We start from the raw sequence: 21,267 nt of genomic DNA, 5'->3' as shown, positions 1-21,267 counted from the left end.
CATTCCCAAGCAATTTACTTTCGGATCAAACTCCCGTCATCAATGAAGGCAGCTTCCCGGATGCGCCGGAGGGATTCCGGCTCCAGCAAAAACTCCCGCAGATTCGGGTCCTCAAAAAAGGACATGGGACGCACCTGCGTCGGTCCGGCAACCGCCCACAGCCGCGATGCTGCCAACCGCTCCGCTGTCTGGAGCGCCTTCTCCCGTTCACCCAAGTAGAGATAGCGGGCGATTGCGTCCCGATAGGAGGAGTCAGCCATGGGCACGCCTTGAATCTCCTCAAAGAGATCTACGGCATCCCTGGCGGTTCCGAACATACAGCAGTGGTTATAGAGCTTCCGCCTGGCATCGGGATCGTCTGGCGAGAGCTTCTTATACTGTTCCACCAGCTTTGCCCAGAGCTGTTCCTTTGTCTGCGGTTTCTCCGGTTCATGGTAGGGGAAGTTCTTATCGTTGTCCGCAAAGGGCATAACACCCCGCTTGAGATAATCCATCAGGATGTCACAGAAACGATCCCGCTGGGGGAGGCCGTTCTCCGCCCGGATGCGCGCCTGTTCTTTCGTCAGCGCCTCAATCAGCTTCTCCTCCCGGTGGAGCTGGATGGCGGCCACCGTCATGGCGATCATGTGTTCATCGCTCACATTGCTGTAATACCACTCCTCCAGCCAGGGCAGGATGGCCAGATCCAAAGCCAGCGCCTTTTCATAGTCCAGGTTGAAATATGCGACCTCGGCCTTGACCGCCGCTACCTGATGGGGATATTTATCGGCAAAGGATTCCAGCGTGCCCAAGGCTTCTTCTTTGCCGTCCATAATCTCATAGCAGACCATGCGGACTTTCTTGGGAAGTTTCACGACATCCATGTTGACGCCTCCTTCAGTCTTTTTTCTGTAAGTAGTAGGTTCCACACCGGCCCCACAGCCGGGTGTCCAGTTTTTTCTTCTAACCGTCCATATCCACCCGGATAATAGGCCGGTAGAAGTCATAGTCGCCGTTCAGCTCCTTGTCCTCCTGCACTTCCGGCTTGCAGTGCGGCGAACAGGGCAGGAAACCGAGGAAGATCCCCAGTCCACCGCAGATGCTGCGTCCGCCATCCCCGCCGCAGGTGGTAAACTGCTCGGACTTCACGACCTCCCGCATATAGGGGTCATAGGCGATGGACAGGCCGAAGAAGTTGGGCTCCTCCATGTCGTAGGGCCTGTCCCCGTCCTCCTCCATATCCTCGAACCAGTGCAGATGCATGGAGTAGTCCATCCCATCTCCCCAAGGGAACAGGGTGCGGCACCCGCCGCCGCACAGATAGGACCACTCGTCTGCCGTAGGCAGTGAAAGACCCTGCTTTTCCAGCCCGGCAAGAAGCGCATCGTAGTCTGTGCGCTTATAGATCCAGATCTGAAAGCCCTTTTCCGTCCGCTCAATGCGGGTCGACTGGTGCATAGTAAAGCTGTCAAGGTCGCTCCAGGCAAACTCCCGGAACTGCTTCAGCCAGTCAGGGTGGGCGATCAGCCTGGGATCAGCCATTGTGACCGGCTCCCAGCAGAGTTCCTCCAGTTCCCGGCCCACCAGCATAGGGCCAATAGCTGCCTGCCGAACAGGAGCCATACTTTCCCGGATCATCTCCTCCGGGTCCTGTTCCATCTCCCATTCCTGGAACAGATAATCCAGTTCCTCTCGGCTGTCCTGACTGAGCCCTATGGCGAACCGTTCCCAGCCCAGGGTGACGGTATCGCCGGGAACGAAGACAAACTCCCGGCCATCTTTCTTAAATATGCCGGTGGTACAGTTCTGACCCCAGCGGTCAAAGGGCTGCAGGCCGAGAAAAGTCATAGCATAACGAGCGGCAAGACTTTCCATCAGCGCCTGTTTCTCGGTGATTTCTATTTGATTGAATTGGGTGCGAAATAGTTTTTCGTTCATAGCAAATCCTTTTTCAATTCGCTTTGCCAGACTGTGATTTGTTTTCTACAAGGTGAACAGCCTCTGCCAACAATGTGGAAAGCTGATTTCCCTCTGTGGTTTTATATTGCTTGATTGGATGCATCCAATCAAAATCTCGAATGATAGAAATGATGTACCTGTCCTGATACCATCCCATGTCCAGCAGGAGTCTGTTGGGATATTCCACTTGCAGCATATCTTCCTTTCGCATGGCATCCAGAAAGGTGACCTTTCCCGTGCCAAAATCCATCTTGAGCCAGTCTTGTCCCACAAAATCTCCCTCGCTATTCTTTGAAATACTCCAGATACAACTCCCGTACGGAATAGGGGCCCACAAGGTTCGTTTCCTGCCGGCCATCCCAGAAATACACATGAATTTTGCCCTCGTCTCCAATGTACTGTTGCTCCTCAAAGGGTGCGGGAAAGGGAAAACTTTCCACCATGCTCCAGTCAATCTTGGGTTTCAGCTCATCAAACTCCTCGCGTTTGAGCCTTTTGAAGTTAAACACCAGTGCTGCCCCAATCCCATCGAACAGCAAGTCTGCGTATTCTCTGGGGGTGATGCTCTCGCTCACGTTGGCGGCATCAACATTCACATCCAGAACCTTGTTGCCGCAGTTTGTCCAGATTTTATCGGGGGAGAACCAGGTGGCGCGTTCCGCAGCGTCCGCAAAGTCCTCACGGGGATACCATCCGTTTGCGCTGTCCGGCTTGACGCCTTCCCGAAGCTGTCCGTTGTACGGGGAAAGCGGATAATATCGGTGCCGCACCGGATCAAATCGGCCTAAGGCAATTTTCAGCAGATACTTATGCTTTTCGCTGCGCATGAGCTTATGGGGCTTCACGATATGTTCTTCGATCAAACTCCAAATGTACTCATCCACATGGATGGATACACGGGGACGGCTGAATAGTGTGATTTTGTTGGTGTCTGTATCCACATTGAGCCAGACACGATTGATTTCAACCATTGTCATTCCTCGCTTTTCAAAACGCTCCGCTATAAAATCGGCTTTCCCAGATGGCCTCAAATTCCGCCTGCTCTATGATACAGGCGTGGAACTCCTCACCCCAGACATGGGCGTTCAATTCCTCCACGGTGGGGATCGGCGTGATCTCGATGGCGCCGTCGTAAAGGTCAGGGATGTTGCGGGTGCGGCCATCCGAAAAAATGTCAATGGAGCGGAGGGCCAGCCGCTCATCTTCGGTATCCACTTCATAGAGGATGACCAGTGGTTCTCCCTCCGGTGCGTCCTCCCAAAAAAGTTTGATGTACTCAATCATATCGATGCCCTCATCGTATCATTTGAAATAGTAATACCAATTCCCGCCAAATTCCCGGTCACATTCCTCCTGTGAGGCAAAGGTGCAGTCCTTGATTCCCTCAATGGGGTAATCACGCTTTATCAGCTGCTCTCTGTGATAGGAATTGATCTGTTCCGTAAGGCCGCTCTGCTGTGCTGTTTCTAATTGTGCGTCGGTGGCAAAGATATAGGACACAAAGTAATTGTCTGGCTGGATGTACCAGCCAAACTCAACGGCCTGCTCTATGTCAGCGAAGTGGTATTTCACATCCTCCATGCAGGCTTCTATTACTTTTCGCCATGCAATCTCCTGCTCCTTATTTCTCATGTTCCACCTCACCTATACCCAGATAAGTCCCCATCGTTTTTTCATTGTCACAGGCCGCCCGGATCATTTTGGACAGTAGCATCAAATCATCGATGTATTGGGAGTACACGCAGAACACATCTTCGTCGGAGTCGAAGTGAAACAGATCCACACCGCTGTTATTTTCCTCAAACTCCCGGATCACGCCCCGAACAAGCCGTTCCCAGTCTCCGCAACTGCCGCTCAGTCCCAGCCTGCGGAATTCCTCCGTCCGGAATCCGTCGCTGATTTTCAGAAGAAGGGAGATGGCATAGGGGTGGTGAGGAATGAGAAAGAATGGCGCGATCTGCTCCGGCTTCACCCAGATTTTGAAGGGCGGACGCGGATCGGGTATCCAGGGCAGCATTTCCCACTGGTCGTCCGGTCTGTTTCCGTATTGGGAAAAGTCTTTCATGTCTTCCCTCCCTTTCCAGCATATCAGGAACTGAGCTGTCCCCCATTTATCGGCTGGAAAATCCTGCGGCCCGCCAGCAACTCCTCCAACTTCTTGGCCAACGCCTCCACAATGGCGTGGCAAGGGTTTTCATAACCCATGATTTCCAGCTGTTGCAGCTCGACACAGTGGAGCGTTCCATAGAAGCCCAGCATAAAGTCGGTCAATTCGGAAATCATCTGATAGCCTTCCATGTTGCTCACATCCGTTTGGCCCTCTTTGGCGGTCATCAGCCCAATGATTCCCACCGCCACGGTGAAGGCGCCGCAGCAGGAGTGCTCGGTCTGCATCCCAAGGCCCATGACGGAGAACATTTTCCGGGTCTCCTCGGACAAATTCAGATGGTAATATTCGTTGCAGGCCATAAACATCGCCTCGGCGCAGGTCAGTTCCGTGCCGATGTGGTAGTGGTTGACCAGTTCATAGAGTTTCATTGTTGCCATACCATACTCCAATCGCAAAGCATTTCATTCTGTGTCACCCGGCGCAGCTCGTCCCGCACCTCCATCAGCGCAAAGCCCAGCAGATTTTGTCCCCGCCACTTCATGGGGTCCTGAGCCTCGGGGGAGTTGGCTGCGAGGCGGATGCCCCAGATGGCATCATAGGGGCTGGCCTCCACCAGCACGCTGTCCCCGGTGGAAAGTAAAAACTCCCGCAGTTCGCGGTTCTGGCTGAATTTGTGCCAGTTGCCAAGCAGCACAATGGCGTACTTGAACTTGTCCCATACCTTCTGCTCAAAGCCCCGCACCTTGCGGCCCAGGGCCTTGATCTGCTTTTGGTCGCTGCATTTCAAAATCTGGTCCCGGATCTCTTTGTCGCCGAACAGCTCGGCCTTGGCAGCCATCATATACTGCTCCATGCAGAGGTAGGAGTCAGCCGTCGTATAGAAGTCCTCCATCCACCACTGGCTGAGGCAGCTTTTTGTCAGCTGGCTATCCTTGGCAGGCTGATGGCCCCAGAACAGGCATAGCTCTCGTGTTCTCCCCGCGGCAAACTCCTGCTGGAGCCACTGGCAGGTGTACTTGGGCTGGCCCTCCGGCTGCCACGCATCCACCAAGAAGTCACCGTGCGTCAGCACCTCAACCCTGTCCTCGTCATCCCACCAGCCCTTCCAGGTCACTGGCTCGGGAAAGAGAGTGCGGTATTCCGTCCGCTCCTCTGGTGAGAGGGTGTCCAGCCAATCGCCAAATCGGTCTATGTAATCCTCCCCATAGCCCATGCGCCAGCCAATGGAGTATCGCTCGATCTCCCGGTGGGCCAGCCATGGGGGAGGCATTATTTTCTTATCTTGCAGTGCCATAGGGCTTGTCCTTTCCTGTCAGATATCGCTTAGTTCTTCTTTTACATCCAGTGGGCGCCATTCAGAGAAGTGATCTGTGCCAGCTCTGATTTCGTCAGATTTTTCAGGAAAATGCAGTATTCGTCCGGGTGGCCTCCCACAAATTCCATTTTAGGCATCCCGATCTGCTCCAGGTCGGTGATCCAAAGGCAAAGCTCTCCTGTCGTCCAACAGCGCGTCAGGGTAAGAATTTGGCCATTGTAAATTACTGTCTGGTCCATTCTCGCCCCTCCTCAAAAATCACGAAGCTCATCAAACTTCTCAATCAGGGAATCTTTCTGAAGCGCATCGCCCGGCAGGGCATCCAGAATACCCCGCAGGGCCATGTAAATTTCATCCCGCTCCTCGGTTTCGATAAAGCCCATCTTGTTGAAGGTCTGGGTGTAGGCTGTCACCGCATCTAACGCCTGGGCCTGGGCGTCTTCACCCGGTTCAGCGGCCAGCTTCATCAACTGGGAACGGGTCTTGCGGTATTGATTGGCTGCCTTTTTCGCAGCGGAGGTGGGAATATGCTCCGCGCCGTCCCAGCCTCGGAATGGATTATCCAGGTTTTGCGCCAGCCACTCCGGTTTCCGGGGCTTGGTGAGGCGCAGATCCATTCCCGGCTTGCTTTTCCAGAGCTGTTTTGCCGCTTTTGCCGCATCTTCCGGCAGGCTGGTCATCCAGAACCAGCGAAGCTCCGGCATCTGCTCCGGGGTGGGGATGTCAGCTGCGCCGAAGCCGAACAGGTCGAAGGTGGAGAGGTTCGTCAGTTCCCAGAACCCTCCCACGGCGGAGAAGTTCCCCAGGTTTCCCGGCGCGCCCCAGAGCCTCAGTTCCTTCAGGTGGGGATGAACAGCAGCAAGTCCGGTCAAATCAAAGTCCTTCAGCTCGATGCCATGCAGCCCTCGTAGGTTCGGCAGTTCCGTGTGCGGGCGGTATTCCCCGATAAATTGGAGGGTCAAACCGCTGCCATCTTCGGGGGCATGGATGGTACAGGCGTCCAGCCCCTTGTTCTGGAACAGGAGCTGCTCCGTTCCCTCACACAGCCATAGCTCCTCCAGCCCGGTCATGTCCAGCATCAGCTTTCTGATGCTGGTGCCCCGCAGATCAAGTGTCCTCTGACCGTGGTTCAGCAAAGTCACTTCATCAACAAAGGGGTTTTCCCGCAAAAACTCCAGCAGATCCGGGTGCCACCGCTCGCAGATAAGGGTGGAGAGGCAAGGCAGCGCCTTTAGTTCCAGCGCCGAATCGAATGGTTCGTACTGGTCCGTCACCCGATGGCTGCTGACCTTCACCGGGATACCGCCGATCTCCGTTTTCTCTTCGCTCTCCATGGCCTCCTTGAAGGCCCGCCGCCGTTCCTCCGGAATGGCCTGCCACCGGATCTGGAGATACGTATCATAGCCGTCACTCCAGCCGCCATAGGAGCGGCAGGGCTGGTCGGTGAAGGGCGGCAGTGTGCCCACTAGCGTGTACTGGGGCGGGACCTCCAACGGCACCCGCAGCAGGTGGAGGTCGCGGGACCAGTACATGAAGTCCTTGTAGAGCGGGCGGAGATGGGGCAGTTCCTCCGCAGTCAGAGGGGCGTCGCCCACCCAATCCAGAGAGAGGACCACCGCCCAAGATTCTTCGCTCACCGTGTCCGGCGGCGCAATATAGGCCACCTGACAGGCGGTGTAGCGTTTCAGATATTGGTTATAGACTGTATAGACCTCTCCGGCGTTGGCTTTCATGGCGCCACGCTCCTCTCATCCGTTCTTTTCCAGATAGAATCCCCATACACAGTTGGAGAACTCCCCGGCGGCAAAGCGGTGGATCTGCCCGTCAATCTCCACCTGCCAGACCTCGAAGGTATGGTCTTGGTGATAGATCGGGTCTTTGACTTTTACTCGCTTGCCGGTGGTTTGCCAGTCGTAGTCAAAGATGTTCACACCGAACAATTTACATTGACCGTCTGGGCCAAAGGCTTCATATACCCAAGGCATACGTATCCCTCATAATCCAGTCCACTGTCCGCGCCCGTCTCGGCCATTCCATCGCTGTTCACCTCCTTACGCCTGCTCCTTGTAGCTGGCTTCAATGTCGATGAAGCGCACATACACGGCGCAGACTTCGCCCTTTGCATCATAGCCGAAGTAGACCGGATAGTAGCCGTCACCCCAGCCGGAAGCAAAGATGGGCAGATTGCAGTCCGTGTCCGGTACCGTCCAGTTGAGCCAGTCGCCGTAGTCCCCCTGATATTTGGGGTGGGCTTTGGCGTTTTCCTCCAGCAAATCGCAGAACAGGTCGTTGTAGGGGTCGATGTCCGGGTCCTCCTCCAACCGCTTGGCCCAGTATGTCTGGAAGGCCGCCTGGGTCTGGATATCGGCCACACAGCCCATTCCAGCGTCTACGCCAAAGCCAAAATACTCGTCCTCGCCCAGTTCCTCGTCCAGATCCTCTTTGCCGGTCATGCCCAGCTCGTAGCGGACAGGCTTTTCCCGGCTGACCTCCACCTTGACGCAGGCGTAGCGGTCACCATATTTCTCACTGGGCACCACACAGATCTTTACGGGATAAGTCCCGACGGGGATTGTCTGTATAAAGGGCGGTGTATCCTCCAGCTCCACCAGCGGATCGCAGGCGAAGATCGTCCCGGTGGGGAAATGGACGGTGCCAATGTCCAGCACATCCACGCCCATATTCCCGATCACTTTCTCTGTGAAATGGGCGTCCAGGTCCGTTTTGCATGCCAGTTTGTCCTTGATGGATTCGTATTTGTTCAGCCATTCAGTAGTCGGCATGGTAGTTTCCTCCTGTTGATTCGGTTTAAGCATAGGTCAGCTCTCTACAATGCGTACCTGGTTTCCTCCAATTTCAATTTCCAGCTTTACGCCATAGTCCGCCGCCCAAGCAGGACACTTGCTGAGCAGGGCCAGAATGTGCTCATCCGGCTCCCGGCCAAGGGTCACACGCAAAATCACGGGCCAGCCACCATATTCCTTTTGAAACTCCTCACTCTGGGTGTGGTTCAGATAGCCCTCCATCTTGTCCAGCAGGGCCTTCTGCGTTTCCGGGGAGCCGTCAATAAAGCCGTTGCAGACCAAAACCATCACCACTTCTCCGGCTTTGGTTTCTGCCAGAATGTCGATCTTATCCAGGTCGCCAAACATATTTTCAATGGACATTGTTTTTACCAGTCCCTTTCTCGGATGGCCTCCTCAATATCAATCGGAATGCCGAACCACTCCAGAATGTAGGCCACAGTGACACCAATACAATCCCGGGCCACCGTTTCGATCTCGCTGTCGTTCTCGTCAAACTCCTCTTGGAGATCATTGATGCCGCAGACCGCCTCGTCCAGCGTCTCCTGCACTACTTCAATGTCGGTTTCGCCGCTCTCCAGCAGGTCGATGACCTTCTGAAGTTCGTCCTTTACCTTGTCTACCAGAAAAGCAGGATAGTAATCGTCCTGATACATCTCGTCCAGCAGTTTGTAATTGGGGTCAAATGCTTTCATAGGGATTGCTCCTTTCTCATTCAAACATCAGGCCGTATGATTCGGTCAGGCTGCCATCATCCTCATGGAACATACACTGATACAGAGGCTGGCGCTGTGTTGCTTTGCGGAACCGCTCCAGAACCGGAGCCAGCGGCTCATCGGTAGGGATGCCGAGCGCATCAGCTACCCGCCGCCAGCTGTCCATATCCATATCTTCCAAGTTGATGCTGCGCTGCCTCTGTCCGTATTCCTCCAGTGTTTTGGAGTTCGCATACTCCTTTGCGTCACAGCAGTCGTGCCAGCAGATGCAGCTCACAATCAGTGAAAAAAGGTCATCCATGCTCTCAGCCAGACGGCCTGCCTCCCCCCTCGCTGCTGTAATAGCCGATGGAGCCATCTTCCAACAGGTGGTATTCTCCGCCGGAGCCATCTCTGGCAAAAGCCATACCGGGCAGTGTGAAGGTTGCTCGACCATCCACCTCATCCCTCGGAGACAACTCATCCAGCAGAAAGAAGTCAAAAAGGGAATCAAACTTCTCTGCCAGATCAGGGTCATCACGCAGTGCTTTCAAATAATCCATAGCCGTTTCCCTCCGTCTACTGTTCTGGTTTTAACTCATGCAGCCTTTCCAGCCACAGCGGTTCTTCAATTATCTCATCGTTTTGGTAAAAATGTTCCTTGTCACGGGCAAGATGATCGGCAAGCGGTGGTGCGTCTGGCGGGGTGCATACCGTAAAACTGTCCCGATCCGCCCCCATAATCTCCCGGTTGAGGTAGTACACCCGCCTGGCATCGCGGGAATACCAGTGACTGAGCAATTCCCATGAGGGCAGATCCGCCTTGGGAAGCTGCTTGCCGTAAGCATAGATTCGCTTCTCATCCCTGGCAAAATAGGTATCGCCCAACGAGCGGAAAGAGGAAACTTCCGCGCCTTTGATGATCTTTACCTTGCCATCTCCGTTGTGGAAGTAGACCTGCCGGCTGTCCTTTGCATATCCCTGGGGCGCACCCGAATCGTTCTGACCGTTGTCCAACACCTGGAAGGCTGCCAGCTCTACATCTGGGATTCTCCCGCTGGTGGTATAGACGGCTGTTTTGTCCATCGCGTAGGCATAGTTTAACACCTGAAACGATGCTGGGTCTGCTCCACGCAGGCGAATCCCACCGACAAAGCAGGCCGTAGAGGATTTGCCCCAGTAATGCCAGCAGCAGAAGTCTTTGGGCGAAACACCCTTCAACAAGCCGTTTTCATATAGGCCAGAGAAATAAACGGCTCCATCTTGAAGGAAAAACTCATTGTCCACCGGCTCTGTGCTGGTGATAGGTTGCAGCAGTTCTTCGTGATGCTCTGTTATGTTCAGTTCAATCTCGTCGTCGCTATAAACTAAGTAGAGCCCATAAGGGGCCTTTCTATCGAAATGCAGTTCAATGTCATGATATTTGAGGATCAAAGGTTTCCCGTGGCTTCTCATGGTGGAAACAGCATCGGGATTCCCGAAGATTTCTATGACCTCATCCTGTGACATACCAAATTTCAGCGGTGAAATGTTCTGGGGATTCTGCAATATTTGATTGCGCCAAATAGTAAAGTCCTGTTTCATAGTTTTCCATCCAATGCCTCAACCGTTTTCATGGCAGCGGAATCAAATTTACACTGCCGCAGGTCCCGCTCAATCAGGGCAAACACATCCGGAAAGCACTCGATCTCATCCTGATACTCATATTTCGCATACAGTTTCCCGTACTCGGAGATCCAAACCTCCGCCGGGTAGTAGTAGCCGATATGACCGATAGGCTGGCATTTTTCACCGGCAGCCTGTTCGATCTCTGCCAGTTCACAGCCGGACATATCCCGAAAATAGGCTTCTTCCAAATGGTTTTTGATCCCGTTGACCAGGTAAGGAAACAAAGCGAATTGAAAGTCAGCTGCCCAGTTCAGTTTTTTCTGCGCCAGATACCACTGACAGCACAGGCCGAAATACTTGCGGTAAAACCGCTGGGTGGTCTTCATCATCGGAACTCCATGATCGGCGTAATACTTCTCCGCAATGGAGATGTCCACTTTTCGTCCTTCCTGCCAGCCGGCGTACTCCATCAGCTGCTTGACCTTGCTGCCCAGATCGCCGGAGATGGGGATGCGTTCTTTGATCATGGTGGTTACCTCCATTACCAGGTTTCAGACATTTACAACTCTGCCGCAAACTCATAGGAAACCGCAATGATGTCGTAAACATCATCGTATGTAAACAGCCGGTAGTGCTGATAGATGCTTTTGTCAAAGTCTTCCCGCACTGGCAGAGACTTCAGCCAGGTGCTGTCCTCAATTAAATCGAAGGAACTGCCATCCAGATACTCCGTCCCAGCCAGATTTTCATAGGTGTCCAATTCACAAGTAAAATAGGTCAGCACCTGCCGGAAGGTGAGTGTGTAGGGAAACCAGTCTTTTTCGTCCCTGCACTGGGAGATTAGATGGCCATTGATGTCCCCCGTAAAGGTCAGATTGTTCAGAGCATCCTGTTTCACCTGGTCCAGATAGATGCAGTCCCGTCCCTTCAAAACACCTAAGCAGGTATTAACAGCAGTCGCTTTTTCCATAGGCAATTCTCTTTCATCAGCTTTCATGGGTAATACAGAAAATCTCCTTGTTCAAGTCAAAGTAGATTACCATCAGCTCGTCGGTGATCTCCGGGTTGAAGGACAGATCCATAATGAAAACTTGTTGATCCATCTCGTCATCCACCAGACTGCCGAACCGCTTGAGCTTCAAAAAGTCCACCATCTCGGCAAAGGACAGCTTGGATGGGTCGGTTCCCGGAAATAGTTCCGCCGCAATATCCGGGCCTACATCGTCCCGGTGGAACTCCATGAAAAATGTCACAACGCTATGGTAGCGGCTGTCCTCGTCCGCCAGCGCCGCTTTGATAGCGGCTTTGGCCTTCTCCGCCAATTTCTCCGCCTCATCCAGCATTTCTCCCACCGCATCCATGGCAGCAGGATCAGCAGTCAGTTCTTCCTCTACATCGAAGAGAAAGGGCAGTCCCGATTCCTCGGGAAAATTGAAGATCTCCTCACCGGGTGTATATGTAAAATCAATGCGTTTACAGTTCAGTTTCATAATGTTATCCTCCTTATCCCTCAATATTGGCAGCTTTGAGGCCCTTTTTCAAGGAGCCGTAGACCGTCACCGCATGGTCGGTGAACATCTCGTCGCAGTCAAACCAGGCGGTGAAGCTGCCGCCGGAGGTGACGGACAGGCTCGTCAGGCTGATCCGCCGGGCAAGTTCTTCCTCTGTGATGGGGTCTGTTTCCGGGTCACGGGGATTTTCTTCATCTTGGGAGAGCCAGTTGTTGGCCAGCTCGGTCAGGTTCTTGGCTGCAAGCTCCCGCATGGCTTTGTCCCAGGTTTCGCAATCAGCCAGCAGCTTCTTGGCGGCACTGCGGGCGCGGGTCCAGGAGGGATTGCTTTCGGCATTGACCTCCAGAGAAAGGCTTACATTCTTTCCGCGCCACTGGATTTCACCCTCGAAGGTATCATAGTCCTTGTCCAGTGTCAGTTCTCCCAGCACCTGGTCCTGGATCACCACCGGCTTGTGGTACTCGTCCAGAACGGCCTGAAGTTCCGGGCAGTCCTCATGGGCATTGACTATCTCGGAGATACACCAGGGGCGCACCACCAGATCCTTTGCCCATTCTTCTTTCATCCGGCGGATCTTCAGGCGGCAGATCTGCTCCTTGCCAAAGCGTCCCCAGCCTTTGTCACTATTGCGTTCCTCCTCGGTGACCGGCCAATCCAGCCGCTCCTCTTTGGTGCTGACCTTGCCGGTGTCACAGAACACGATACCCAGCGTCACAACGGTCATTTCCCAAAAGTTGCCTTTCCAGTTATATCCGCCCCCAATGCAGCGATTGATCAGCGCGACCACTTCCTGCTCCTCGGGCTCATACATCTCATAGAATTCTTCAAACACTGGTGCAGCCTCCTTTACAGCAGTTCCAGCACTTCGGCAGCGGGCTTGTAAAACTCTGCCGGGACTTGCTCCAATACATCCTGGTAGGCCTTCACCGCCTGCCAGGAGTAGTAATAGAAGCTGTAGAACAGGTCATCAGGGAAAACCTCGTCCTCCTCGTAGCGCATCTCATCTTCTTCCTCGTCGTATTCCTCTGACCACAGGTATTCTTCCCGGAGCAGATCGGAGAACAGCGGCAGCGGCTCGGCGTGTTCCATCTCATCCCCGTCGTGGAAGCACTGGAGGATGCAGGAGAAGAAGTCCAGCAGTTCCCCGAACAGGAAATGGGCCACGGGGTTCTGCCCGCTCTCTGCGAGGGCCTTCTCCAGAATTCGGCACAGGAACACCATGCCAAAAGGGGTAGCGTGCCACAGAGTACTCTGGTGCTCCATGTTGGTGGTGAGCTCGTAGAGGGACTCTTTGACGGACGCCAAATCACGCATCTGTTCCAGCACTGTCAGGTGTGCGGGAAAATTCGTCCCCCGGCCATAGGCGGTGGTGAGCCGGTGCCACGGGGCATCCGTGACCTTGAGATGGGTGATGTAGGTTCTGGTTTCTTCTGTCATGTTGCCGCCCTCCTTATCCCTTTTTCTGGCTGCGGTATTCCTTCTCCAGCGCGGTATACCACCGATTCAGCATGGTTTCCAGACTGGTTTTTCCTTTGCGATCTGTAAAAACGAGGAACTTTTGCATCAGTCTGGGGAAAAGATATTTGCCCGCTGTTGTCAGATCCTGATTGAGATAGACCATCCGCAGGATACGGCCCTGCCGGTCCAGAGGGTTCTTTTTCAGCAGTTCCTTTTCAAAGCAGAAGCGCAGGAATACCACATTCTCGTCGTAGAAGTCCTCCACCACTGCTGCGCCAATGCTGGTGTATGTGATGTCGTACACCAAACGGCTCCAGTCAAATTTCTCAGCATAGAGCAGTTTTAGTGCCTTTGCCCAGTGTTCCTCCGGGATCACCAGCATCCTGTGTTGGGCGGTGCTGGAGTAGCCTCGGTAGACGGGTTCCGGCTGCCCCAGCAGCTCGCTCACACTGTCGGTATGGACGAAGCACAGCTCCTCATCGAACAGGCCGCCGATAAAGTTGCCGTTGCAGTACAGCATATAGTTCTTGGACTTGGCTGGAGAAAAGGAGAGGTTGTATTCCTGCGAGTCCAGGCTTTTATGTACCTTGTTCAGAAATTCCATTGATGTCATGGTTTTGCTCCTGCTTCCTCCAACTCGCCCTCGATCATCCCGTTCAGATACCGTCCGGGATCTGCGATGAAGTCATCCCATTTGGCCAGAGGGTGGAACTGCTCATGCTCGATGTCCAGATACCACAGCTTTTTGTCCCTGGGGCTCCACAGCAGCAGATAGTCGCTGTAGTTGTCCATCTGCACCATCAGGGAGAGCAGCTTCTTCCGTTTCCAGGTCATCTCCTGCACATCCAGGAAGGAGTAGAGCTCCGCCCACTTCACCCATTCCTGATCCGGGAACTCCAGCCGCAGGGGGCCGGTCTTCAAGTATTCCACCAGCTTGGCGGGCAGCTTGTAGGGCATGAGCTGCCGGATCTTTTCCTGCTCGTTGTGCCATTCCTCTGGCTCCAGGGCCTTCAGGTAGTCGACCAGCTCCTGATTTTTGTTCTGCACCGCCACACTGTAGGGTCGGTCGCCATATTTGTCAATAAGGGTGATGTCCGCTCCCTGTTCCACCAGCCAGCGCACCATGGGGAAATTGTTGGAGCGGGCCGCCTCGGTGACAGGGGTGGAGGCGTTCGGAAACACCATGTCCGGCTTGTGGTAATTGATGTCTGCCCCTTTTTCCAGAAGCAGTCGGGCAAGTTTGGTATTGCCCTCGGACACAGCGGCCCGGAATGCCTCGCCGCCAAACTTGTCCACTGTGATCCCGGCTTGCTCCAGCACCTGGATGTTCTCCGGGCGCTTGCCCCAGCGTACTTCCTGGAAAGCCCGCTCTTTCTGCTTCAGGCTGAGTTTTGCGGCCTGTCCAGCAAAGAGCGCCACCACCTCCGGCCCACAGCAGCGGGCGGCGGTGAGCAGCAGAGGCTGTTCCTCTGCCAGACCGGGATCAGCGCCATGCTCCAGCAGGAAGTGAATCATGGGCACATCATTCCGAAAAACCGCGATCTCCAATGGCATCAGCTTGATGTATTCGCTGAGCTGGATGGGAACATCCAAATCCAGACCGCCCTGGAGCAGCGCCTCCAGCTTGGGAGTGTCATGGTCACAGATGGCGGCAGCCGTTTCCGGGAGGGTCTCCCAACGGCCAATATATGCAATTTGGTACATAAGGCACCTGCTTTCTCTATCCCACAATGGTGGTTTCCTTGACGGCCAGATTGTCGTAATTCATGGCGATCAGCTTCCCGGCGGCCTCTGGGGTACACATGAACCAAGTGCTCACGCCCCAGGCGTCCATCCTTGTAACGGTGAAAAAGTCGGTTTGGGCAGAAACAGGTTCTCTTGCGTCAATATAGTAGTCGGAGTAGAGATACACCAGATCAACCTCCCGCTCCGGCAGCCACTTGGCCCGACGCGCACGCGGTTTACCATTTTTCAGCGTCTTTTCCCTGGGGTTCTCAAACCACGCCAGTTCCTTGAGCTTCAGACCGGTGAAGGTATCCATGAGTCGCCGGGCAATCGCCCGGTGGGTAAATACTCCGCAGTCCCAGGAGCCCATCAGCCATGTCTTTATAAAATCGCCCACCTTGCTGCCAGGAGCAGGCGGCCCGTAGACGCTCTCATCCGCCCACATGACCTCCATCTTTTCACATTGGTCTGGGCGGGGACAGAACTGCTTGTTGCCATAGCGGTACATGATATTTACATAGCCATAATCTTCTCCGGTTCGGTCATGACCGACGGCTTCCACTTGATAGGCGGTTATGGACATTGTGGTTTCTCCTTGCTCATGCCAGCTCTGCGTCCAAAATCTGGACTTGTTTTCCTTCCTCGTTCACATAGTAAAGTGCGATATAGTCGATACCGTCCCGCTTGACCTGTTCCCAAGGCATACGCTCGCCGTTGATCAGTTCCACAGTATCCGCCTCATCCGGTTCGAAGTCTTCTTTCTCGTCCTCGTAGTCCACGCTGTACCCCAGCTCCAGCACCAGCTTGGAGGCGGGGATCTCATACCGCTTGAGGGGACGGTGTTCCAGCGCATCCGGATCCTGCTCGTCACAGAACAGATTGTCGTAGCCATGCCGCCCGCCGTCAAAGATGACGAATTCCTCGCCGCTCTCCGGGTCGCGGGCCGCCACCAGTCCAGGGGCCTCGCCGCCATCCACAATATAGGGCTGCGGCTCCCCCTTCACCGTGCGCAGGTCTCCGTAGTACCACACCTCCAGCAGCTCATGGCCGGTGGAGGAACACAGGGTCACAGTGGGTAAGCGCTTTCGCGCCCACTCCTTCACATGGCCCTCCAGCCAGGTGGGATAATTTTCCTTCATCATATCAATATCCTCCTTACTTGATTGCTGGCACAAGGCTCCAGATGCTGGTCACAATCAGCACAAGCCCCAGCAGGAAGAAGATCACCCGCCGGGAGCCGCGGCCATAGCGGTGAGAATCCGGTTTTCCGGTGGGGTCACAGAGCCAGTTCCAGTTCATGATTGCCCCGATCAGCAGGACAGCGCCGATGATCAGGGTTACCCAGTTCCAATGTTCCTGTAAAAAAACCGTGATCTGCTCACTGTTCATTTAGGTTTCCTCCTCTGCTTATCCCTGTATATCAGCATCAATGGAGCCTTTTTTCAGTGTTCCATCCACCGTGATCACATGGCCCCAGAACATATCGTCGTCCTCATACCAGGCGGTAAAACGACCGCCGGGAGATACTGTAAACTCAGTGAGCAGGATGCGCCGGGTGAACTCATCCTCGGTGATGGGGTCTTTCTCCGGGTCTCGGTCGGTCTGGTCATTGTCCGCCAGCCATTCGTTGGCCTGAGCAGTGAGCTTCTGGGCAGCCATCGCCCGCAGGGACTTGTCCCAGACTTCCTGATCTGCCAGCAGTTTCTTCATCACATTGGTAACGCGGGTCCAGGATGCTTTCTTTTCAATCTCTACATCCAGTGAGATCCGGATGTCTTTTCCCATCCACTTACAGGTTCCCTCGAATATGCTCATCTCACGATCCAGCGTGAGGGTCCCCAGCACTTCGTCCTCCAGAAGAATGGGCTTTGTGTATTCCGCCCAGATCTCCTCCAGTGCCGGACAAGGTACGCCTTCCTCCAGTACCTCCGTGACATACCACTGGGGTTCGCTGAGGGCATTACCTTTCCAGGCACGGGCTTTGATCCGGTAGATCTGGCCCTTGGCAAACCGCTTGGAATATTCGCCGGCTTCCCGCTCCTTGTCCGTCAACGGCCAGCTCAGGTAGCATCGACCAGAGATCACCTCTCCGGTCTGGACATCCGCTATGGCGAGGGCATGGGTATGGGCTGTCCAAAAGGTATCCAGAAAGGTTTTGTCCGCGCTGATACCGTCCTGAATTAGTACCAGTTTTTCCTCATCTTCCGGGGCGTACAGGGCAATAAAGTCCTTGACCGTTCTCTTTTTCATGGCGTTCTCCTTACGAAAATACTTGCTGGTATTTCTCTTTCAGTTCCTTCGGCGCCGACTTGATGACCTTGCTGCCGCCGTTTTCGGAGGACGAGCCCCAGATGGCCCAGAGCAGGCTCTGCCAAGCGATGACCCGGAATTTCGGGTCCTTGTCCTCTTCCGGCAGGAGATAAGCGGAAAAGCGGCGCTTGACTGTCAGCAGCGCATCCAGGCTTTCCGCATTGGCAATCAGGCTGCGGAATTCCTTGGCAGGCTTCAGCCACTGCATGGACAATGCGCCCCGTACCAATACGCCCAGTGTCCATGCTTGGAAACCAAACTTCCGGATCAAGGCATGAAGAAATTTCTCTTGCAGGGAAGAGTGCTCGTCGTCGCAGAGATCCAGATACTCCGTCACCAGCGGCGCCCACTGTTCTCCCTCCAGCCCCAGAGCAAACACAGCAAACGAGCCAGGCATTGCGCAGGACTCATCAGAGAGGTTTTGGTACCACTCATACTCCCGCATAGCCAGACGAGCGTATCGCTCTATAGCCGGATGCAGATTGGGGTGCTGCACAGCGCAGGCAAAGAGCTGGTTGACTCCCTTCTTGGGCAAGCCGGGAATGGGCAGATAGATTTTCTCCTTTCCTCTGAATTCCACCGAGTAACTGCGGGGGAATTCCTCCTGCTCCAGCACCGCGCACAGGTAGTCCAGGATTTCAGCATAGCACTCCTCCGTGGAGTCCCTCGCGGTGATACGGATGGTGGCGAAAGCGTCGTTGGCCGAGGCGGTCAGGTGCTTTGTTTTCCGCTTTTGGATATTAGGTGGCAATTTGCCGCTGCCATAGGTTTTCAGTTCCTTTACCATGTCAGGGCGGATCTGGGAAACCAGGCCGAGGATGTGTTCGGTGGTGAGGGATTCAAAACTCTGCCCGTACACCGTATGGCAGACCGCCACATAGCAGGCAAAGCGCAGCAGGCCTTCATCCACATCCTCGGGGCGCAATTCCGGCAGTACTGTGCAGGGTGGAAAGACGGTAAAGCCATCATCCCGCTCTCCCACAAGGAAGTAGCGTTCCTGCACCTGCTTTTCTATGTATTTCTCCAATGTATAGCGGATCTCCTGCCAGCCCACCAGCCGCCGCAGGGCATCGCAGAATGTAACAGCTTCCTCATAGGGGAATCCCTTCAAAGGCAGTTTGGACAGATACCGATCCAACAGCTGGCTGGGAAGAAAGGGTGTCCCGTTGTGATTTCGCACCACGGTCGGGTAGGCGGAGTGATTTTCACGAGCGGTTCCGTTCAGCACATCCTGAATGCAGAGATCCGCCTCCGCCAGCACCTCCGGGGAAGTGTCCGGCTTGTGGATCAGATAGTAGCGTTCATGTACGCCATCACGCTTTGGCAAACTCATGGCAAGGTCTCCTCTCAGGTCTGCTGGTGCTGCATGGATACGATCTGGCAGTCTGGACAGAATTCCACATAGAGCGTGCCCTCCGCACAGTCAAACACCGTATCCCACTGGATCTGCGCCAGATACTTCATAGGTTTCCCGCAGTGGGGACAGATGGTATATTCCGCGTCCTGTACCCAGTTGGCAAAGCCGCCGATGGTGTTCACATCCTGACAGGCCGCGCCGTAAAACAGGGGCACAGGCATCTTGCCCAGCACAAAGGGATTTTCCGTGAGGGCCTTGTAGTCCTCGGGACTGACATAGCAATCCGTCTTCTCCGCCCCGTCAAAGAGTTCGGAGGGAAAGACCTCCACGCCGCCATCCAGAGTGAACCGGTTGAAGGCGGGGCCTTTGAGGAATCCCACGCAGCTGGGGCAGCAGGTGGCAGTCAGGACACCATCCAGCCCCAGGAACCGGAGCCGCTCATCCCGGCCATCCAGCACCAGTATATCCACCATGCGTCCACCGCAGTGGGGACAGGCATCTTCCCGTTCTCGACCAATGCGGACGGGAGATTTCTCACCGGTGATTCCCTTAACCATAGGATAGCAGGTATCGAAGCCCAGTTGGATTTTCTGGCCCTCCTTGTCGAAGGTCCAGCCGCCGATCTGCGCATAGCTGGATGGGTCCACATAGAGGCCCTTGCGCCAGGGCCGGGGATTTCGCTCCAGCTCCAGCAGCGTCTCCATTGCTTTGTCATCTCCCTGCATAGCAAGGCAACTCATCAGGTTGGATGCCTCGCTGGAATATTCCGCAGACAACAGCGCATGAATCAGACCATCCCGCACATCGGCGGGGGCATGATAATAGATTTCACAGGGCCAGAACACCTCTGCGGCCAGTGCCGCCCGCTGAATCTCCGGGGTGATGGCATCATGGTACCCCAGCAGCTGCCAGAAGTCGGTGAACTCCGGGTCCTCCATATCAGCCAGCCGCTGAATGTTCTGAATCAGGTTTCTCTGTTTTTCGGCAATTTGCGCCGGTGTCCAGGCAAGAGCAGCCATCCGCTCCTGTTCAGATTTGCATTTCCAGCACAAACCTTCGTAGCCCAGAGGTGTTCCACAGCTGGGACAGGTATATTTGAGTGCCATCGCATCCATCTCCTTTCAGAATACAAAAAACACCTTGCATCAGCCTGTCACCGAGACAGACCGACACAAGGTGTGAAAGACCGCAAGAGAGGAACTGTATCCGGTTTCAGATACAGAAAACTTCTCAGACTCTATTCTTTTTTCTATCTGAACGGTGGTCTGCCACCTATAGATACTACACATCGGAACCTCTCATTGCTGCTGTCAACTAATAAGTCCAGAATATGCACAGCTGCAGGCACTGCATAATCTCATATCTTTCCTTTTCAAATACATCTGTTTTTAAGGTAAGTATATCATATCAATTTGCCGATTGCTATAGAAACATTCTTAAAAAATAGGCATAAATGAATTTTTTTAAGCGTATACGCATTTCAACTTTTGGGAAAGGAATAGTATTCTTAAAGGAAAGAGGTGATGGAATGGCAGCCGAAGATATCAACATTGCATTTGGGAAACATCTGAGAGGTATCCGAATTCAGCTTGGAATGAATCAGGATGATGTTGCTGCTGCCTGTGGGATTGATCCTACATCCATCAGTCGACTGGAACGCGGCGAAACAAATGCTACACTCACCACTCTGCAGCGTCTTTCCAAAGGATTATGTATTCCTCTGCAGGATCTGATGGATCTTAGAGAGGTATATCAGGTCACAGTTGTGGGCGAGGAACTTCTGGGTGAAATACAGTCGCTCCTGGGAAAGCTCAGTCCGGAAGAGCAGCAGTTTATTCTGAATTTTATCAGAAGCTTTGTATCACTAAGGAATGATTCCAACGACTAATATGGAATAACCCCTTTCCCTTTTGAATCCTCTTTAATTGTAAGCAGCTTGATTTTACTGAAACACAAAAGGCACCTATCTGCTGGTATCCCAAACCAGCGGACAGGTGCCTCTTTTTTTGCTGCTATGAATTTTTGTATATATAAAAACAGCGCCCTTTTTGAAATGCAAAATCAAAAAGGGCACCGTGCTTTTCAAGGAAGCGTATCGGTTCGAATCCTGTCAGTTCCTAAAAAAGCCATTTTCCGATCTTTCGTTTTTTTCTTGAAATTGAGGTTGAAAAAACCCCGGAAAAGGGCGATCGGATGCGGTTTTATCCGCATCCGATCTAAAGTGTTCCCACTTGATGGTTGGGCTGGATGGACTCGAACCATCGGAATGCCACAGTCAAAGTGTGGTGCCTTACCACTTGGCTACAGCCCAATATAAAGAAAAAAGACTTTTTGTGGAAGTCTTTTTTCTTAGTGGGGTGGGTAGTGGGATTCGAACCCACGATCTTCAGTGCCACAAACTGACGCGTTAACCAACTACGCTATACCCACCATATT

General features: G+C 53.8%; 30 protein-coding genes, 2 tRNA genes and 1 pseudogene. 1 reads left to right on the top strand and 32 read right to left on the bottom strand.

Annotated features, from left to right (window positions below; all coding sequences use genetic code 11):
- Positions 1-14: 14 nt before the first annotated feature.
- From H9X81_RS06110 to H9X81_RS05965, 30 genes and pseudogenes are all read right to left on the bottom strand, one after another.
- A complete protein-coding gene (locus H9X81_RS06110) occupies positions 15-863 on the bottom strand; it encodes a hypothetical protein (RefSeq protein ID WP_204720586.1) in 849 nt (282 codons plus the stop codon).
- A 79-nt stretch (positions 864-942) separates the two neighbouring features.
- Positions 943-1,917, bottom strand: coding sequence for a hypothetical protein (locus H9X81_RS06105; protein ID WP_204720584.1), 975 nt, complete (start codon positions 1,915-1,917; stop codon positions 943-945).
- A gap of 13 nt (positions 1,918-1,930) precedes the next feature.
- Positions 1,931-2,209 (bottom strand): hypothetical protein, encoded by a 279-nt coding sequence (locus tag H9X81_RS06100; protein WP_204720582.1) that lies wholly within the window; start codon positions 2,207-2,209, stop codon positions 1,931-1,933.
- A gap of 13 nt (positions 2,210-2,222) precedes the next feature.
- Positions 2,223-2,909 (bottom strand): hypothetical protein, encoded by a 687-nt coding sequence (locus tag H9X81_RS06095; RefSeq protein ID WP_243424045.1) that lies wholly within the window; start codon positions 2,907-2,909, stop codon positions 2,223-2,225.
- Between the two features lie 16 nt (positions 2,910-2,925).
- A complete protein-coding gene (locus H9X81_RS06090; protein WP_204720578.1) occupies positions 2,926-3,222 on the bottom strand; it encodes a DUF6881 domain-containing protein in 297 nt (98 codons plus the stop codon).
- An 18-nt stretch (positions 3,223-3,240) separates the two neighbouring features.
- Entirely contained in the window at positions 3,241-3,570 is a 330-nt protein-coding gene (locus H9X81_RS06085) for a hypothetical protein (RefSeq protein ID WP_204720576.1), read from the bottom strand.
- Positions 3,560-4,003 carry an Imm51 family immunity protein gene (locus tag H9X81_RS06080; protein ID WP_204720574.1) on the bottom strand — a complete coding sequence of 148 codons (444 nt, stop codon included), beginning with the start codon at positions 4,001-4,003 and terminating at the stop codon, positions 3,560-3,562. The genes H9X81_RS06085 and H9X81_RS06080 overlap by 11 nt, the downstream gene beginning before the upstream one ends.
- 23 nt (positions 4,004-4,026) lie before the next feature.
- The gene (locus H9X81_RS06075; protein WP_243424044.1) at positions 4,027-4,485 is read right to left on the bottom strand and encodes a C-GCAxxG-C-C family protein; all 459 of its coding nucleotides are present in this window, start codon (positions 4,483-4,485) and stop codon (positions 4,027-4,029) included.
- Complete coding sequence (locus H9X81_RS06070) at positions 4,473-5,342, bottom strand: NADAR family protein (RefSeq protein ID WP_204720572.1); 870 nt, start codon at positions 5,340-5,342, stop codon at positions 4,473-4,475. The genes H9X81_RS06075 and H9X81_RS06070 overlap by 13 nt, the downstream gene beginning before the upstream one ends.
- A gap of 41 nt (positions 5,343-5,383) precedes the next feature.
- Positions 5,384-5,602, bottom strand: a complete 219-nt coding sequence (locus tag H9X81_RS06065; protein WP_430673030.1) for a hypothetical protein — start codon at positions 5,600-5,602, stop codon at positions 5,384-5,386.
- Positions 5,603-5,614: 12 nt separating this feature from the next.
- A complete protein-coding gene (locus H9X81_RS06060; RefSeq protein WP_204720570.1) occupies positions 5,615-7,096 on the bottom strand; it encodes a hypothetical protein in 1,482 nt (493 codons plus the stop codon).
- A gap of 15 nt (positions 7,097-7,111) precedes the next feature.
- Positions 7,112-7,348, bottom strand: a complete 237-nt coding sequence (locus H9X81_RS06055) for a hypothetical protein (RefSeq protein WP_204720568.1) — start codon at positions 7,346-7,348, stop codon at positions 7,112-7,114.
- 66 nt (positions 7,349-7,414) lie between these two features.
- The gene (locus H9X81_RS06050; protein WP_430673029.1) at positions 7,415-8,146 is read right to left on the bottom strand and encodes a DUF4241 domain-containing protein; all 732 of its coding nucleotides are present in this window, start codon (positions 8,144-8,146) and stop codon (positions 7,415-7,417) included.
- Positions 8,147-8,182: 36 nt separating this feature from the next.
- Positions 8,183-8,530, bottom strand: coding sequence for a hypothetical protein (locus H9X81_RS06045; RefSeq protein ID WP_204720564.1), 348 nt, complete (start codon positions 8,528-8,530; stop codon positions 8,183-8,185).
- A gap of 5 nt (positions 8,531-8,535) precedes the next feature.
- Positions 8,536-8,862 (bottom strand): DUF5713 family protein, encoded by a 327-nt coding sequence (locus H9X81_RS06040; protein WP_055270415.1) that lies wholly within the window; start codon positions 8,860-8,862, stop codon positions 8,536-8,538.
- 16 nt (positions 8,863-8,878) lie between these two features.
- Positions 8,879-9,425 (bottom strand): annotated as a pseudogene (locus H9X81_RS12085) (hypothetical protein).
- 16 nt (positions 9,426-9,441) lie between these two features.
- The gene (locus H9X81_RS06030) at positions 9,442-10,446 is read right to left on the bottom strand and encodes a DKNYY domain-containing protein (RefSeq protein ID WP_204720562.1); all 1,005 of its coding nucleotides are present in this window, start codon (positions 10,444-10,446) and stop codon (positions 9,442-9,444) included.
- Positions 10,443-10,997, bottom strand: a complete 555-nt coding sequence (locus H9X81_RS06025) for an SUKH-3 domain-containing protein (RefSeq protein WP_204720560.1) — start codon at positions 10,995-10,997, stop codon at positions 10,443-10,445. The genes H9X81_RS06030 and H9X81_RS06025 overlap by 4 nt, the downstream gene beginning before the upstream one ends.
- 32 nt (positions 10,998-11,029) lie before the next feature.
- On the bottom strand, positions 11,030-11,467 hold the full coding sequence (locus H9X81_RS06020; RefSeq protein WP_204720558.1) for a hypothetical protein: 438 nt from the start codon (positions 11,465-11,467) through the stop codon (positions 11,030-11,032).
- Complete coding sequence (locus tag H9X81_RS06015; protein ID WP_204720556.1) at positions 11,457-11,960, bottom strand: DUF2004 domain-containing protein; 504 nt, start codon at positions 11,958-11,960, stop codon at positions 11,457-11,459. Before H9X81_RS06015 ends, H9X81_RS06020 begins: the two co-directional genes overlap by 11 nt.
- Positions 11,961-11,973: 13 nt before the next feature.
- Entirely contained in the window at positions 11,974-12,813 is an 840-nt protein-coding gene (locus H9X81_RS06010) for a DUF2262 domain-containing protein (RefSeq protein ID WP_204720553.1), read from the bottom strand.
- Between the two features lie 14 nt (positions 12,814-12,827).
- Positions 12,828-13,418, bottom strand: a complete 591-nt coding sequence (locus H9X81_RS06005) for a hypothetical protein (RefSeq protein ID WP_204720551.1) — start codon at positions 13,416-13,418, stop codon at positions 12,828-12,830.
- Between the two features lie 13 nt (positions 13,419-13,431).
- Positions 13,432-14,052: a hypothetical protein gene (locus tag H9X81_RS06000; protein WP_204720549.1), complete on the bottom strand. Its 621-nt coding sequence runs from the start codon at positions 14,050-14,052 to the stop codon at positions 13,432-13,434.
- Positions 14,049-15,143: an ankyrin repeat domain-containing protein gene (locus H9X81_RS05995; RefSeq protein ID WP_204720547.1), complete on the bottom strand. Its 1,095-nt coding sequence runs from the start codon at positions 15,141-15,143 to the stop codon at positions 14,049-14,051. The genes H9X81_RS06000 and H9X81_RS05995 overlap by 4 nt, the downstream gene beginning before the upstream one ends.
- A 16-nt stretch (positions 15,144-15,159) precedes the next feature.
- Entirely contained in the window at positions 15,160-15,747 is a 588-nt protein-coding gene (locus tag H9X81_RS05990; protein WP_204720545.1) for a hypothetical protein, read from the bottom strand.
- A 16-nt stretch (positions 15,748-15,763) separates the two neighbouring features.
- On the bottom strand, positions 15,764-16,306 hold the full coding sequence (locus tag H9X81_RS05985; protein WP_204720543.1) for a hypothetical protein: 543 nt from the start codon (positions 16,304-16,306) through the stop codon (positions 15,764-15,766).
- A 13-nt stretch (positions 16,307-16,319) separates the two neighbouring features.
- Positions 16,320-16,553: an Imm17 family immunity protein gene (locus tag H9X81_RS05980; protein WP_204720541.1), complete on the bottom strand. Its 234-nt coding sequence runs from the start codon at positions 16,551-16,553 to the stop codon at positions 16,320-16,322.
- Positions 16,554-16,571: 18 nt separating this feature from the next.
- Complete coding sequence (locus tag H9X81_RS05975) at positions 16,572-17,414, bottom strand: DUF2262 domain-containing protein (RefSeq protein WP_204720539.1); 843 nt, start codon at positions 17,412-17,414, stop codon at positions 16,572-16,574.
- A 10-nt stretch (positions 17,415-17,424) separates the two neighbouring features.
- Positions 17,425-18,807: a DUF6138 family protein gene (locus tag H9X81_RS05970; protein WP_204720537.1), complete on the bottom strand. Its 1,383-nt coding sequence runs from the start codon at positions 18,805-18,807 to the stop codon at positions 17,425-17,427.
- Positions 18,808-18,821: 14 nt separating this feature from the next.
- Positions 18,822-19,937 carry a hypothetical protein gene (locus H9X81_RS05965; protein WP_204720534.1) on the bottom strand — a complete coding sequence of 372 codons (1,116 nt, stop codon included), beginning with the start codon at positions 19,935-19,937 and terminating at the stop codon, positions 18,822-18,824.
- A 347-nt stretch (positions 19,938-20,284) separates the two neighbouring features.
- Here H9X81_RS05965 and H9X81_RS05960 point away from each other — a divergent pair, with 347 nt between their 5' ends.
- Positions 20,285-20,719: a helix-turn-helix domain-containing protein gene (locus H9X81_RS05960; protein ID WP_204720533.1), complete on the top strand. Its 435-nt coding sequence runs from the start codon at positions 20,285-20,287 to the stop codon at positions 20,717-20,719.
- A gap of 347 nt (positions 20,720-21,066) precedes the next feature.
- Here H9X81_RS05960 and H9X81_RS05955 read toward each other — a convergent pair.
- Positions 21,067-21,142: transfer RNA gene (locus H9X81_RS05955), tRNA-Gln, on the bottom strand.
- A 42-nt stretch (positions 21,143-21,184) separates the two neighbouring features.
- Positions 21,185-21,261: transfer RNA gene (locus H9X81_RS05950), tRNA-His, on the bottom strand.
- Between the last annotated feature and the right edge of the window lie 6 nt (positions 21,262-21,267).

The organism is Hydrogenoanaerobacterium saccharovorans (genome assembly GCF_016901815.1).
Taxonomy (GTDB): domain Bacteria; phylum Bacillota; class Clostridia; order Oscillospirales; family Ruminococcaceae; genus Avimicrobium; species Avimicrobium caecorum.
This window is presented reverse-complemented; position numbering and strand designations above follow the sequence as displayed.

Bases quoted from the DNA above. Each gene is read 5' to 3' on its own strand.
- H9X81_RS06110 (WP_204720586.1), bottom strand. From the start codon at position 863: ATGGATGTCGTGAAACTTCCCAAGAAAGTCCGCATGGTCTGCTATGAG.
- H9X81_RS06105 (WP_204720584.1), bottom strand. From the start codon at position 1,917: ATGAACGAAAAACTATTTCGCACCCAATTCAATCAAATAGAAATCACC.
- H9X81_RS06095 (WP_243424045.1), bottom strand. From the start codon at position 2,909: ATGGTTGAAATCAATCGTGTCTGGCTCAATGTGGATACAGACACCAAC.
- H9X81_RS06090 (WP_204720578.1), bottom strand. From the start codon at position 3,222: ATGATTGAGTACATCAAACTTTTTTGGGAGGACGCACCGGAGGGAGAA.
- H9X81_RS06085 (WP_204720576.1), bottom strand. From the start codon at position 3,570: ATGAGAAATAAGGAGCAGGAGATTGCATGGCGAAAAGTAATAGAAGCC.
- H9X81_RS06080 (WP_204720574.1), bottom strand. From the start codon at position 4,003: ATGAAAGACTTTTCCCAATACGGAAACAGACCGGACGACCAGTGGGAA.
- H9X81_RS06075 (WP_243424044.1), bottom strand. From the start codon at position 4,485: ATGGCAACAATGAAACTCTATGAACTGGTCAACCACTACCACATCGGC.
- H9X81_RS06070 (WP_204720572.1), bottom strand. From the start codon at position 5,342: ATGGCACTGCAAGATAAGAAAATAATGCCTCCCCCATGGCTGGCCCAC.
- H9X81_RS06065 (WP_430673030.1), bottom strand. From the start codon at position 5,602: ATGGACCAGACAGTAATTTACAATGGCCAAATTCTTACCCTGACGCGC.
- H9X81_RS06060 (WP_204720570.1), bottom strand. From the start codon at position 7,096: ATGAAAGCCAACGCCGGAGAGGTCTATACAGTCTATAACCAATATCTG.
- H9X81_RS06055 (WP_204720568.1), bottom strand. From the start codon at position 7,348: ATGCCTTGGGTATATGAAGCCTTTGGCCCAGACGGTCAATGTAAATTG.
- H9X81_RS06050 (WP_430673029.1), bottom strand. From the start codon at position 8,146: ATGCCGACTACTGAATGGCTGAACAAATACGAATCCATCAAGGACAAA.
- H9X81_RS06045 (WP_204720564.1), bottom strand. From the start codon at position 8,530: ATGTCCATTGAAAATATGTTTGGCGACCTGGATAAGATCGACATTCTG.
- H9X81_RS06040 (WP_055270415.1), bottom strand. From the start codon at position 8,862: ATGAAAGCATTTGACCCCAATTACAAACTGCTGGACGAGATGTATCAG.
- H9X81_RS06030 (WP_204720562.1), bottom strand. From the start codon at position 10,446: ATGAAACAGGACTTTACTATTTGGCGCAATCAAATATTGCAGAATCCC.
- H9X81_RS06025 (WP_204720560.1), bottom strand. From the start codon at position 10,997: ATGATCAAAGAACGCATCCCCATCTCCGGCGATCTGGGCAGCAAGGTC.
- H9X81_RS06020 (WP_204720558.1), bottom strand. From the start codon at position 11,467: ATGAAAGCTGATGAAAGAGAATTGCCTATGGAAAAAGCGACTGCTGTT.
- H9X81_RS06015 (WP_204720556.1), bottom strand. From the start codon at position 11,960: ATGAAACTGAACTGTAAACGCATTGATTTTACATATACACCCGGTGAG.
- H9X81_RS06005 (WP_204720551.1), bottom strand. From the start codon at position 13,418: ATGACAGAAGAAACCAGAACCTACATCACCCATCTCAAGGTCACGGAT.
- H9X81_RS06000 (WP_204720549.1), bottom strand. From the start codon at position 14,052: ATGACATCAATGGAATTTCTGAACAAGGTACATAAAAGCCTGGACTCG.
- H9X81_RS05995 (WP_204720547.1), bottom strand. From the start codon at position 15,143: ATGTACCAAATTGCATATATTGGCCGTTGGGAGACCCTCCCGGAAACG.
- H9X81_RS05990 (WP_204720545.1), bottom strand. From the start codon at position 15,747: ATGTCCATAACCGCCTATCAAGTGGAAGCCGTCGGTCATGACCGAACC.
- H9X81_RS05985 (WP_204720543.1), bottom strand. From the start codon at position 16,306: ATGATGAAGGAAAATTATCCCACCTGGCTGGAGGGCCATGTGAAGGAG.
- H9X81_RS05980 (WP_204720541.1), bottom strand. From the start codon at position 16,553: ATGAACAGTGAGCAGATCACGGTTTTTTTACAGGAACATTGGAACTGG.
- H9X81_RS05975 (WP_204720539.1), bottom strand. From the start codon at position 17,414: ATGAAAAAGAGAACGGTCAAGGACTTTATTGCCCTGTACGCCCCGGAA.
- H9X81_RS05970 (WP_204720537.1), bottom strand. From the start codon at position 18,807: ATGAGTTTGCCAAAGCGTGATGGCGTACATGAACGCTACTATCTGATC.
- H9X81_RS05965 (WP_204720534.1), bottom strand. From the start codon at position 19,937: ATGGCACTCAAATATACCTGTCCCAGCTGTGGAACACCTCTGGGCTAC.
- H9X81_RS05960 (WP_204720533.1), top strand. From the start codon at position 20,285: ATGAATTTTTTTAAGCGTATACGCATTTCAACTTTTGGGAAAGGAATA.